This window comes from Pseudomonas sp. 37 R 15, from assembly GCF_900004865.1.
In the GTDB taxonomy this organism is placed as follows: Bacteria; Pseudomonadota; Gammaproteobacteria; order Pseudomonadales; family Pseudomonadaceae; genus Aquipseudomonas; species Aquipseudomonas fluorescens_AM.
This window is the reverse complement of the sequence record NZ_CVTV01000013.1, coordinates 82,242-95,087: the sequence shown is the minus strand read 5'-3', so window position 1 is coordinate 95,087 and position 12,846 is coordinate 82,242. Positions and strand designations below refer to the sequence as shown.

The following is a 12,846-nucleotide window of genomic DNA, read 5'->3' as shown; positions in this document are numbered from 1 at the left end:
TGCAGCGCTCAGTAAGGTGCTTGCTCTGATCAACGGAGCCGTACTGATGCGTTATTTAAAAGCCACCGCCCAGGATCGTGGTGGCAACGGCCTGGCTGACACCGTGATTCTGCATTTCTATGAAAGCTCCCCCGATGGCATCGATCAGTTATGCCATGAAGCGGTGGCTGTTGATATGAATGCCGATAAAGCGGTGGATTTCCAATTCGCCGGGGACATTAATTTCGACGGGCAAAGCAATGTCATTGATAGTTACCTGCTCAAGGCGTTCGCTAATACCTTTTTGCAATTGCACTGGTTCAACAGGGGGGAAAGTCGGCAGCGTACGCTGGTCATTGCCGCGATCCAGGACGATCAGGAGAGTCCGCCCAGCGGCGTTCAACTGAACTTCCTGGACCGCCGCAGCCCGGTGCGCAAAGCCACGCTGGCGTACCAGGCTGCTGGCTATGATGCCGACGGTAACGGGGTGCTGGAGTCTTTCAGCCGTACCGATATGGATAGAAACGGCGTGATCGACAGGGCTGACAAGGCATTGGTCAGCTCGATGTGCCGTAACTTCCTGGCGTTCAAATGGTACGACCAACGCGTCAGCGGGACTTGATGTGGCCATTGCGCCGCGAGACGCCACGCCTCAAGGCGCCAGCACGGGGTCTTCAAGCAGGGCGGACAATGCTTCGACCTGCTCCTGACGTTCCGTCTGGCTCAGTTTGGCGTGGGCGTTGAGCGACGACCACTGCGGATAGGCCCGGGCCTTGTTCAGCGGTTCCGGCATTTTACCTTCGCGCCACGTCTTGTCCTGGGGGGTATCGACCTTGATGCTATGCATCGCCGCATGCCCGCGCAGGTTCAAGGCCTTGAGCAACTGGCGCTGGCGCAGGGCGAGCAGGCGCAGCACGCTGTCATCCACAGTCAGCTCGCGCTGGCCTTTGATCTTGCCCAGCAGGCGGCTGCCATAACTGCGCGCCGTTTGCAGCGCGCCGCCGGCAATTGCACCGGCCAGGGCGGCAGCGCCCAGGGTCAGGCCTCCGACCAGCAGGTCGACACCGGCACCGGCCGCTGCGCCTGCGGCAATCCCGCCCCCGACCCGCACACCGAGCTGCTTGAGGGTTTCGGGGTTGAACAAATCATCGCCCCAGCGGCCATCCAGCAGCGGCAGGTCGCTGGCGGCGGCATCCTGCGGGCGGAAGCCGAACAGCTTGAGCAGAGCCTCAACACACTTTTGCTCGCGCTGGCGCACGGCCTTGCGTAAATCGCTGATGGCTTGGGGTTCATCTTCGGTCACCACACTTCGGCGGCAGGCGGCACAGTCAATCAGCAATTCGGCGATCAAGCGCGCGGCGCTTTGCTGGCGGGCCTGGCGCTGGGCCTCCTGATCAAGGATCAGCCGTTGCAACTGCGGTCGTGCGCTTTCCAGCAGCAGGGCCAGGCTTTCATACAATCGGCGCTCGCCATCTTCCGGCGGCGCCACGCTGTCGAAACGCACCAGCGCATGCAGGCCGAGGCGGGCCAGGGCTTCGCGCCAGTCCGGTTCGCGGTGGTCGGCGCTGCTGACGAAATTGAGCACCGGCAGCAATGGTTTGCCGCAACTGGCCAGCACTTGCAGCTCGTCGCGGTACTTGGCCAGCACGGGCTCGCGGGCATCGATCACATACAGGCCCGCGTCCGAGGCCAGCAGTTGGCGCAGCACCTTGGCTTCCTGTTCGAAACGTTGGCGCGCCTCGCTGCCCTCCAGGAACCGCGCCAGGCGTGCCGGACCATCGAGGCGTTCACCGGGGCGGTCCAGACGTTCCAGGTAGTCGAGCAGGGCGATGGCATCTTCCAGGCCGGGGGTGTCGTACAGCTCCAGCAAGGCTTCGCCGTCCACCGACAAGCGTGCGCCTTCCACATGCCGCGTGGTGCTGGGGCGATGGGAGACTTCGCCAAACCCGACATCGCGGGTCAGGGTGCGCAGCAGCGAGGTCTTGCCCACATTGGTATGGCCGACCACGGCGAGCTTCAGCGGTTTAGTCATGACCTGTCTCCAGCCAGTTCAGCGGCGCGCAGTCAGCGAAGGGCAGTTCCAGTTGCTGCAGCGCGCTGTGCCAGTCGCCCAGGCGCTCGGCGTCCAGCGCCTGGCCGGGCGGCGCTTGCAGCAGCCACACGCGCGTGGCGGTGGCGCTGCGCGCCAGTTCGGCGATCAACGCCAGGCTGCCGCGGTCGGGCGAGCGGCGTGGGTCGCAGGCGATGGCCAGGCGCGCGGGTGGGAAGCGCGTGATCTGCTCCAGCAGTTTGTTGCGCGATTCGCGGCTGTCGAGGATGCCGGCGTTCTTCACATTGCCGGGCATTTTGGGTGGCCAGGGACGCTGGTCGTCCAGTTCGATGGCGACCAGCAGCGCGCCATCGCTTTGCAGCTCGCTGACGCCTCCGGTCACGTGGTGCAGGTGTTCCGGCGCCGCATCATTGACGCCCAGCCGCTCGCTGCTGGGCATCAGGCGTTCGCGCAGTTGGGCGTAGCCGGGCAGGTTGAGGTCCAGACGCAACGCCGCACGCCCGATCTTCCAGCGCCACAGGCAGAGCAGGGCGAGGATCAGCCGGGGCAGCAGGCCGTAGACCAGCAATACGCCCACCAACCAGGCGGCCCAGGCTTGGCGGGCGCTTTCGATATTCAGGGCGGAATCGCCGCTGGCGCGGATCATTTCAACTGTCGGTACAGTGAAACCGAGCAGGGCGGGCAGGGTGCCGAGGGCCTGGGTGACGGCGATGAAGGTGTCGGCACCGAGTATGGTGGTTTCCCACACAAAGCCGTAACGCCGGGTGGCGAGCAGCATCAGCAAAATCACCATCGCGCTGAGCAGCGCCAGCAACCACAGGCTATTGACCAGCACACCGACCGCCCAGCGGTTGAGTTTCTGGCGTTGCAGCAACAGCAGCAGCGCCGGCGCCAGTTGCGCGGCCTTGGCGTCGCGGGCGAGTTTTTCACTGAGCCACAGCCACAGGCGACCGAGGCTGGCACTGTGTTCGCCGGCAAACACCAGGCCCAGGGCCCAACTGAGCAGCACAATCAGGTTCAGGCCGAGCAGGCTGCCCAGGGCCCAGAACACATTCACCGGCGCCAGGCCATTGCCCAGCGCGGCAAACGCCAGGCCGGCGCCGCTGATAACCGCGACTATCGCCAGCAGTACCAGGGCCAGGCGCGCGCCTTGCAACCAGCGAGTGAGCGCGCCCGTCAGGCCATCGCGTTCGGCCAGGTGCAGCGCGCGATGCACGATGCGCGTCGGCAAATCACCGCCGCCCGTGCGGGCCAGCCGGTTGGCTTCGAGGTCCTCCAGGGGCCCGGCGTGTTCTTCGCGCAGGCGCACGGCTTCGGTCAGCCAGAGTGTGTGCAGCGGGTTCAGTGCAGTCACGCGCCATCCTGTTGTGTTCGTGAGGTTGGAGCATAACCGCTGTGCGCCCTGTTGGGGAAAGCTGCGCGGGGCTCTGGTATGCTCGTGGCCATGAAAAAAACTCTCCCTTTAAGCCTGATCGCAGCCCTCGGTGAAAACCGCGTGATCGGCGTCGACAACAGCATGCCCTGGCATTTGCCGGGGGATTTCAAATATTTCAAGGCCACCACCCTGGGCAAGCCGATCATCATGGGGCGCAAGACCTGGGATTCCCTGGGCCGACCATTGCCGGGGCGGCTGAATATTGTGGTCAGCCGTCAGACCGACCTGGCGCTCGAAGGTGCGGAAGTTTTTCCGTCGTTGGAGGCGGCGATAGCGCGCGCTGAGGAATGGGCCAAGGCCCAGGGCGTGGACGAGCTGATGTTGATCGGTGGCGCGCAGTTGTATGCGCAGGGGCTGGCGCAGGCGGATCGTCTGTACCTGACGCGGGTGGCGTTGAGCCCGGAGGGGGATGCGTGGTTTCCGGCGTTTGATGCGAACCAATGGACGTTGGTGTCGAATCTGCAGAACCCAGCCGACGGTGATAAGCCGGCTTACAACTTCGAAGTCTGGGAAAAAGGTTAAAAGCATCGGGGGCAAGCCCCCTCCCACACTTGAATGTATTCACAAATCAAAATGTGGGAGGGGGCTTGCCCCCGATAGCGGTCTATCAGACTTGCGCTAATTCAGCATGCTCATCGGCATCGAGCAGCGCCTTATCCGTCTGCCCCATGATCTGGCTGGTAATCGCCCCTGCCGTCATCGAGCCATTCACGTTCAGCGCCGTACGGCCCATGTCGATCAGCGGCTCCACGGAAATCAGCAGCGCCACCAGTGACACCGGCAAACCCATGGCCGGCAGTACGATCAAGGCCGCGAAGGTCGCACCACCGCCCACGCCCGCCACACCCGCCGAACTCAGGGTCACAATCGCTACCAGCGTGGCGATCCACAGCGGGTCCAGCGGATTGATGCCGACGGTCGGCGCGACCATCACCGCCAACATCGCGGGATAGAGGCCTGCGCAGCCGTTCTGGCCGATGGTCGCACCAAACGACGCGGCGAAACCGGCAACGGACTGCGGGATACCCAGGCGGCGGGTCTGCGCTTCAATACTCAAGGGGATCGAGGCGGCGCTGGAGCGGCTGGTAAAGGCAAAGGTCAGTACCGGCCAGACCTTGCGCAAGAAGCGCAGCGGATTGACCCCGGCCAGCGACAGTAACAGGCCATGCACCACAAACATCAGGCCCAGGGCCAGGTACGACACTACGACAAAGCTGCCGAGCTTGATGATGTCCTGCAGGTTGGAGCTGGCGACCACCTTGGTCATCAGCGCCAGCACACCGTACGGGGTCAGCTTCATGACCAGGCGCACCAGGCGCATCACCCAGGCTTGCAGGGTGTCGATGGCGTTGAGCACCTTCTGGCCTTTTTCCACGTCATCCTTGAGCAGTTGCAGCGCGGCAACCCCCAGGAACGCGGCGAAAATCACCACGCTGATGATCGACGTCGGCTTGGCCCGGGCCAGGTCGGCGAACGGGTTGGCCGGCACGAACGACAGCAGCAATTGCGGGATATTCAGGTCGGCGACCTTGCCCGCGTAATCGTTCTGGATCACTTGCAGGCGCGCCATTTCCTGGGTGCCGGCGACCAGCCCTTCGGCGGTCAGGCCGAACAGGTTGGTCAGGCCGATACCGATCAGCGCTGCGATCGCGGTGGTGAACAGCAGGGTGCCGATGGTCAGGAAGCTGATCTTGCCCAGGGACGAGGCGTTGTGCAGGCGCGCCACGGCACTGAGGATCGAGGCGAACACCAGCGGGATCACGATCATTTGCAGCAATTGCACATAGCCATTGCCGACCAGGTCGAACCAGCCGATGGAGGCCTTGAGCACCGGGTGACCGGCCCCATAGATGGCGTGCAGCACCACGCCGAACACCACGCCAAGCACCAGGGCGAACAGCACCTTCTTGGCGAGGCTCCAGTTCGTACGGCCGGTTTGTGCCAGGCCCAGCAACAGGGCCACGAACACCAGTAAGTTGAGAATCAGGGGAAGATTCATTGAAGCTCCGTTGAGAAGGCAGCCAATCGCGTGAGCCTGCGATTGCGAACCGGGAAGCCTAACAGCTTGAAATATATTGATTTAATACCGATATGGAATGGCCACTGTCGTTTTTGGAATAAGCGTTTGACGCTCTGACATACGACTGTGGCGGAATCAGGACGCACAGGGTCGGGCTCGACACGGGAACTGTCACAGGGATTTGTTAGCGTCGATGTCTCTCATTCAGGAAGAAACGCTTATGAAGCTCGCGCCGAAATTGCTTGCCGCCGCTCTTTGCCTCGGGCTTGCCAGCCAGGCGTTCGCCGCCACCGAGTTGAAACACTGGCCGGCGCCCGCCGCCAAACAGTTGAACGAGATGATCGCCGCCAATGCCAACAAGGGTAACTTCGCGGTGTTCGACATGGACAACACCAGCTACCGCTACGACCTTGAAGAGTCCCTGCTGCCGTACATGGAAAACAAGGGCCTGATCACCCGCGACAGCCTCGATCCGTCGCTCAAGCTGATGCCGTTCAAAGACACCCCCGACCATAAGGAAAGCCTGTTCAGTTACTACTATCGCCTCTGCGAAGTGGACGACATGGTGTGCTACCCGTGGGTGGCCCAGGTGTTTTCCGGGTTTACTCTCAAGGAACTCAAGGTCCAGGTTGACGAGTTGATGGCCTCCGGCAAACCCGTGCCCGTCAGCTATTTTGAAGGCGACACGGTGAAGACGTCCGAGGTGCCGCCACCGAAAGTCTTCACCGGCCAGGCCGAGCTGTACAACAAGCTGATGGAGAACGGCATCGAGGTGTACGTGATGACCGCCGCCTCCGAGGAACTGGTGCGCATGGTCGCCGCCGACCCGAAGTACGGCTACAACGTCAAACCCGAGAATGTGATCGGTGTGACCACCCTGCTCAAGGACCGCACCACAGGCGAACTGACCACCGCGCGCAAACAGATTGCCGCCGGCAAGTATGACGAGAAGGCCAACCTCGGCCTGGAACTGACGCCTTACCTATGGACCCCGGCGACCTGGATGGCCGGCAAGCACGCGGCGATCCTCACCTATATCGACGAATGGAAGAAACCGGTGATTGTTGGCGGCGACACGCCGACCAGCGATGGCTACATGCTTTTCCACGACGTGGATGTGGCCAAGGGCGGCATTCACCTATGGATCAACCGCAAGGACAAATACATGACCCAACTTAACGGCATGATCGCCAAGCACGCGGCAGCGCAGGCCAAGGAAGGGTTGCCGGTAACGGCGGACAAGAACTGGGTGATCGTCAAACCGGAAGACATCCAGTAGCAGGCAGGGCGCAATACAATGTGGGAGGGGGGGGGCGACGATTCGACTTGCTCCCGATGGCGGTCGACCAGTCAGTTCATCCTTGGCTGACACGCCCCTATCAAGGGCAGGCCCCCACCCACCGTTGATCGTGTTTGTCAGTGTGATTTTTCAGGCAAAAAAATTGCCGCAGCCCAGTGCGGGGCATTGATGTTAAGCGTTAAAACAGCACCTGTAACATTACTACCCAGAGCGCGACGTGTTTAATAATTTGCAGGCTTCAAGTACGTTCTGATACGCGTGATTCACGGCGTCGGCATTATAGTGGTCCGCACTTGCCAGCTGATTGAAACATAGGGGTGTGAAGTCTTTCTTATCGTCATACGAAAACACCGTATAGGCTTCGTTAAGGGAGTGGCCTCCACTGAAGGTGAGATAGGCGGCGGTCAGGGCTTTCGCATGTTCCATGGAGAATACCTGGCCGTCCTCGGCCAGTTTTTTAAATAAATGGTTCAACAGGTTAGTGCTGCCGGACATGCCGATGCCGATTGAGCGCTCGGCGTGCAGCGCGGCTCGATTGTGTGAGGTTATGCCCAGTGTGGCAGGTTGATAACGGTCGATAGGCCTGATGCCCAGGGTACCCGGCAGATGGGTCTGTTGGTGGGGCGCTGATTGATGAGGTAGCAACAGCCCATATTGGTCGCTGCGAAAGTTTCTATTTTTGAGAGATTTAATCAGCTGCCGCTGGTCGTTGATGACATTCCCATAGTGCTGTGTCGCCACGTTGGTCAGGGGGTTTAAGTTGGGGGCCGCCAGCATATATTTCACCGCCAGCGACAAGGTCAGCGCAATGGCATGCGGGTCGCTGCTATGCAGCATGGCGGCAAAGTTCTGCGGCTCGGGATTCTGAAGGAACTTTTGAGATTCGCTGATCTGCTCGCGCCAGCCGGGTGGGTCAGCCCGCATCCGCCGATGGATGTCCTCGCACAGAACGTGTTGCGTGGAGGGGTGGTAACTATTGAAGTCCTTTAGCAGTGTGCGCGTCAGTATCTCATTGATAGTGTGCGATTCCGGCGAGGGATGATGAATAACGTATTCCGAAAAGGCCGTATCGAACAGGCGCCCATAGTAATTGTCATTGCGCTTGGTGATATAGAACTCCTTTTCCAAGGTAGTCGATATCGTCTCTATCTGCGCGATCAATGCCTGGTTTTTTTCCGGTTCGGATGACAGTTCGAGCTGAAGCTGCTCAATAAGAGCGTGCGTAATTTCTTTTGAACTTTCGTTACCCAGCCAGCTTGCTTTCAGGTTCTCGATGATAGGTGTTTTGACAGCGGCATCCAGTGCCGACTCTGCCACCGCCAGCGTCAACGCCAGCAGTACTTCCTTGGGTGTCCTTATCAGCTCATCGGCAGGCTGTGGTCGATGAGTCAGGGGAGAGGTGATTGCACCGGCGATGTCTGTAAAGTTTCTGCTCGACAAGTGCTTGGCGTGAACCTTGGTGATCATGCCTCGACTGTCCACCGTGACCATCTCCCTCATCCGAAATGCAGTTTCAGGGCTGATGGTTTTGCCGAGCAAGGTGGCGGCCTTCTCGTCAGGGCATAACCGCCTGATGCCGTTTTGAGAACGCTGAAGTGGAGAGGGGGGGAGTTCTTGGGGCCACACTTCAGCTGAAGAAACGCCGTCCAGTATTTTCATTGTTCCACCTTTTAGCCAAGTCGATCGTCTCGGTTGGTGGGCGATTCGGTGAAAGCGTTCCTGATGTCAGTGCAAGAGACGAGATACGTCAGGCGACTGTATAAAAATGCCCCGCGTGTGCGGGGCATTCTGTCGTGACAACGATTGGGCGAAGGCAGATTAAAACTTACAACCCATCCAGCATTGCCTTGTTGCGCACTGCGCCTTTGTCTGCGCTGGTAGCCAGCAGCGCATAAGCCTTCAGTGCAGTGGTCACTTTACGTGGACGCTTCTCCACCGGCTTCCAGCCTTTCTTATCCTGCTCGACCCGACGCGCCGCCAGTTCTTCATCGCTGATCAACAAGTTGATCGAACGGTTCGGGATGTCGATCAACACCTTGTCGCCATCCTGCACCAGGCCAATCGCGCCACCGGCAGCGGCTTCCGGCGAAGCGTGGCCGATGGACAGGCCCGAAGTGCCGCCGGAGAAGCGGCCGTCGGTGAGCAGGGCGCAGGCCTTGCCCAGGCCTTTGGATTTGAGGTACGACGTGGGGTAGAGCATTTCCTGCATACCCGGGCCGCCTTTCGGGCCTTCGTAGCGGATGATCACGATGTCGCCTTCTTTCACTTCGTCGGCGAGGATGCCGCGCACCGAGCTGTCCTGGCTTTCGTAGATCTTGGCGCGCCCTTCGAAGACGTGGATGGACTCATCCACACCCGCGGTCTTCACCACGCAACCGTCGAGGGCGATGTTGCCATACAGCACGGCCAGGCCGCCTTCTTGCGAGTAGGCGTGCTCGACGCTGCGGATGCAGCCATTTTCACGGTCGTCGTCCAGGGTGTCCCAACGGGTCGACTGGCTGAACGCGGTCTGGGTCGGGATGCCTGCAGGGCCTGCCTTGAAGAAGGTGTGCACGGCTTCGTCGTCGGTCTGGGTGATGTCCCACTTGGCGATGCCTTCGGCGATGGACTTGCTGTGCACAGTCGGCAGGTCGGTGTGCAGCAGGCCGCCACGGGCCAGGGAGCCCAGGATCGAGAAGATCCCGCCGGCGCGGTGCACGTCTTCCATGTGGTACTTCTGGATGTTCGGCGCGACCTTGCACAGTTGCGGCACGTGGCGTGACAGGCGGTCGATGTCGCGCAGGTCGAAGTCGATCTCGGCTTCCTGGGCGGCGGCCAGCAAATGCAGGATGGTGTTGGTGGAACCGCCCATGGCGATGTCCAGGGTCATAGCGTTTTCGAAGGCCTTGAAGTTGGCGATGTTGCGCGGCAGCACCGACTCGTCGTTCTCGGTGTAGTAACGCTTGCACAGCTCGACGATGGTGCGGCCGGCCTGCAGGAACAGTTGCTCGCGGTCGCTGTGGGTGGCCAGTGTGGAACCGTTACCCGGCAAGGCCAGGCCCAGGGCTTCCACCAGGCAGTTCATCGAGTTGGCGGTGAACATGCCGGAGCACGAACCGCAGGTCGGGCAGGCGCTGCGCTCGTATTCCGCGACCTTCTCGTCAGACGCGCTGGAATCGGCCGCGATGACCATGGCGTCGACCAGGTCCAGGCCATGGGAGGCAAGCTTGGTCTTGCCGGCTTCCATCGGGCCGCCGGAGACGAAGATCACCGGAATGTTCAGGCGCAGGGCGGCCATCAACATGCCGGGGGTGATCTTGTCGCAGTTGGAGATGCACACAATGGCATCGGCGCAGTGGGCGTTGACCATGTACTCCACGGAGTCGGCGATGATCTCGCGGCTCGGCAGCGAATACAGCATGCCGTCATGGCCCATGGCGATGCCGTCGTCCACGGCGATGGTGTTGAATTCTTTTGCCACGCCACCGGCGCGTTCGATCTCGCGGGCGACCAGTTGGCCCAGGTCCTTGAGGTGGACGTGGCCGGGTACGAACTGGGTAAACGAGTTGGCAATCGCGATGATCGGCTTCTTGAAGTCGTCATCTTTCATCCCCGTGGCACGCCACAATGCGCGGGCGCCGGCCATGTTGCGGCCATGGGTGGATGTTTTCGAGCGGTAATCAGGCATTGGAGCACTCCGGGCGGCTAATCGGTATCAAAAGGGAGTGAGCTTCTATTGACGTCTGGAACACTCAGAAAATGGCCGTGTGTCCGGAAGTTGCCACTCGCGTCGCGGGATCGCCGCGTGCTTGGGCCTCGAGCTCATAAACCCGCCGGGGGATGACTGGCGATGAATAGGGCCGATTCTACACCGCTGGCGGCTGGAGGGAATGGCCGCATGTGTATTGGCGGGTTCAACCGACGTTCAGCAATTCCAGGCGACGTGAAATCAATGAATTCAACACGAGGGCCGCTGTACTCAGCAGCAAAAAAGCTAATGCCAGGGTCATCTGCGGGTTATCTGTACTCATGTTGATCAATGCGCTAATCAATCCACCCAGTATAAAAATTAAAGTGTTCCCTGCCGACGCCGCGGTGCCTGCATTTTCCGGAAACACGTCCATAGCTTTAGAGGTAGCGATGGGCCGACAAATGGTAGTTCCGGTGGTGCAGACGATCATTGGGATTAATACTGTCATCGTTGAAAGCTCAAAAGTGCTGGAAAAAAAGAGCATCAATAGCCCAGAACAAAAAATCAGGGCCAAACCGAGCACGATTTGAACCTTGGGCGCCAGCCTATTAGCGAGTATGCGAGCTACGATGCCGCCAGCAATATAGGCCGCGCCGTAAAGTAGCAAGGTTAGTGAGAATTCATAAGTGGATAGCTGCAACTGATCCATGAAGATGAGCGGTGATATGACGATGAATGAAAAGTGGCAGGCGAAAGCAATTGCTGCAATTAGCCAGTAACCGACGAAACTGCGGTTGCTGAGTACCCGTTGATAAGTGCGGAAAATCTCTCCATTCGGGTGATGAGTTACGTGATAATCATCCAATAAAAAAAACGATTTTGACAAAACACCAAGGGCCAATGCGATAAAAAGAAAAAAGCTCCCAGGCCAGTCAAGAAACTGTTGCAGTACACTACCAAGTAGAGGGGATACTGAGATAAAAACTCCGCTTGCCGTGATCATCAGGATCCTCAGTTGGTCTCTTTCTTTACCTTCAAACATATCCTGAACCAACGCCTGTGACAGTACGAAGGAGCCGCAACCGATGGCTTGGACCATTCGAAATATCAGAAACCACCCATATTCGGTCGAGAATACGCAACCGGTGGCACCTACAATGGCTACAACCATCCCTCCAATCAATAACCCCTTGCGGCCTATGATATCTGAGAGTGGCCCGATTAAAAGTTGTGATAGGGAGATGCCGATAGCAAAAAGGCTGATAGAGAACGCAATGTCCGAAGGCTTATTATGAAAGTGTTCAGCTAGTGCGGGAAAAGAAGGGAGTAAGACATCCAGAGGAAAAACACCAAGTAACACCATAGTCATTAATAGAATGATCGCCGATCTTTGTCTTTTTTTGTCACCGACAGCGGTACGTGTCTTATTCATCTATAAGCGCCATGTTTGAGAACAGTTGACGAATCTTAGGTTGTTTAAAAAAACCTGCTTTTTTCAAAGCTTGAAATGTGGGGCTAGCACCTTCGCGAGCGCGAAGAATATGGGCCTGCGGGTCAGCCATCATGGTCAGGATTTGCTTGACAGCGGTCTCACTTAATTGCACGCTTCGTAAACTCCATTCGAGCCATTTTTGATCCGTTTCAAAGAAGATCAGGATAATATCTAAGAGCTGTCTGCCAGATGAGATGCGTTGCTCGTCACTCATTTGAAGCCACAGATAATGAAAAACCTCGCTAAAATAGCGACTGTGCCGGGCCTCGTCAGCTAGGTGCTCTTTGAGCATCTCCTGAACGCAGCAGACTAAAGTTTTTTGATAAACGTCACGTAGGTCCTTTGCAATAATCGTTTCCGATACGAAACCAACTAGAAGCCATGTGATCGATTTCTGCTCATCCGGGGTGGTGTCGATTAATTGATTGAGTTTTATTATTCGTCTGTGCATAGTCGATGGAGTAGTTGTGCCATAAAACTCACTAATTTGTTCGGCAAGCTGGTAGGAAAATAGCGCGTGATAACCTTCATCAGTGTAAAGTTGCAGTGCTGCCGTTTTCATACGAGAAGGTATCGCAAATTCGAGCTCGTCATGAACTATTATCTCTACGGAGCGATTAACAATCCGGTGTTCAAGTAGTGTTGTGTAGTTCAGGAAATTTACTAAGTGATTAGCGCAAAGACGTTTAGTGATGGCTTTATCGGCTAATCTGACTTCAGGATGCCTAAGATAGGGAAGTAGAGCGGGAGGGAACCAATCTCTTGACTCCAGTTGTTTTTCTAGATCTGGAGGCAACTTGTATTGGTAATCACTGGCTCGTACTGATGCGCGGGTGTTCCAGTCCCCAAGAGTGAAGCTGTTTTTCCACAGGCCAGAATCGATGAGCGGCTCAACCATAA

The 12,846-nt window shown here is 58.4% G+C and carries 10 protein-coding genes; 3 read left to right on the top strand and 7 right to left on the bottom strand.

Features of this window, described 5'->3' with window-relative positions; all coding sequences use genetic code 11:
- Nucleotides 1-46 precede the first annotated feature (46 nt).
- Nucleotides 47-601: a hypothetical protein gene (locus BFQ04_RS03550; RefSeq protein ID WP_065949613.1), complete on the top strand. Its 555-nt coding sequence runs from the start codon at nucleotides 47-49 to the stop codon at nucleotides 599-601.
- Nucleotides 602-631: 30 nt separating this feature from the next.
- On the opposite strand, the gene BFQ04_RS03545 is transcribed toward BFQ04_RS03550, so the two are convergent.
- Complete coding sequence (locus tag BFQ04_RS03545) at nucleotides 632-2,011, bottom strand: DUF3482 domain-containing protein (protein WP_065949612.1); 1,380 nt, start codon at nucleotides 2,009-2,011, stop codon at nucleotides 632-634.
- Complete coding sequence (locus BFQ04_RS03540; protein ID WP_065949611.1) at nucleotides 2,004-3,383, bottom strand: DUF2868 domain-containing protein; 1,380 nt, start codon at nucleotides 3,381-3,383, stop codon at nucleotides 2,004-2,006. The genes BFQ04_RS03545 and BFQ04_RS03540 overlap by 8 nt, the downstream gene beginning before the upstream one ends.
- 90 nt (nucleotides 3,384-3,473) lie before the next feature.
- Between BFQ04_RS03540 and BFQ04_RS03535 the strand changes: the two genes are divergently transcribed.
- Nucleotides 3,474-3,986: a dihydrofolate reductase gene (locus BFQ04_RS03535; protein ID WP_065949636.1), complete on the top strand. Its 513-nt coding sequence runs from the start codon at nucleotides 3,474-3,476 to the stop codon at nucleotides 3,984-3,986.
- Between the two features lie 85 nt (nucleotides 3,987-4,071).
- On the opposite strand, the gene BFQ04_RS03530 is transcribed toward BFQ04_RS03535, so the two are convergent.
- The gene (locus BFQ04_RS03530) at nucleotides 4,072-5,463 is read right to left on the bottom strand and encodes an L-cystine transporter (RefSeq protein ID WP_065949610.1); all 1,392 of its coding nucleotides are present in this window, start codon (nucleotides 5,461-5,463) and stop codon (nucleotides 4,072-4,074) included.
- 241 nt (nucleotides 5,464-5,704) lie between these two features.
- Here BFQ04_RS03530 and BFQ04_RS03525 point away from each other — a divergent pair, with 241 nt between their 5' ends.
- A complete protein-coding gene (locus tag BFQ04_RS03525) occupies nucleotides 5,705-6,763 on the top strand; it encodes a phosphorylcholine phosphatase (protein WP_065949609.1) in 1,059 nt (352 codons plus the stop codon).
- Between the two features lie 222 nt (nucleotides 6,764-6,985).
- Here BFQ04_RS03525 and BFQ04_RS03520 read toward each other — a convergent pair whose 3' ends face one another.
- The 4 genes from BFQ04_RS03520 to BFQ04_RS03505 all read right to left on the bottom strand — a co-directional run bounded on the left by BFQ04_RS03520 (nucleotide 6,986) and on the right by BFQ04_RS03505 (nucleotide 12,844).
- A complete protein-coding gene (locus BFQ04_RS03520; RefSeq protein WP_065949608.1) occupies nucleotides 6,986-8,443 on the bottom strand; it encodes a hypothetical protein in 1,458 nt (485 codons plus the stop codon).
- A 166-nt stretch (nucleotides 8,444-8,609) separates the two neighbouring features.
- Complete coding sequence (gene ilvD / locus BFQ04_RS03515) at nucleotides 8,610-10,451, bottom strand: dihydroxy-acid dehydratase (RefSeq protein WP_010167756.1); 1,842 nt, start codon at nucleotides 10,449-10,451, stop codon at nucleotides 8,610-8,612.
- A gap of 226 nt (nucleotides 10,452-10,677) precedes the next feature.
- Nucleotides 10,678-11,886: a multidrug effflux MFS transporter gene (locus BFQ04_RS03510; RefSeq protein WP_065949607.1), complete on the bottom strand. Its 1,209-nt coding sequence runs from the start codon at nucleotides 11,884-11,886 to the stop codon at nucleotides 10,678-10,680.
- Nucleotides 11,879-12,844 (bottom strand): diiron oxygenase, encoded by a 966-nt coding sequence (locus tag BFQ04_RS03505; RefSeq protein ID WP_065949635.1) that lies wholly within the window; start codon nucleotides 12,842-12,844, stop codon nucleotides 11,879-11,881. Before BFQ04_RS03505 ends, BFQ04_RS03510 begins: the two co-directional genes overlap by 8 nt.
- Between the last annotated feature and the right edge of the window lie 2 nt (nucleotides 12,845-12,846).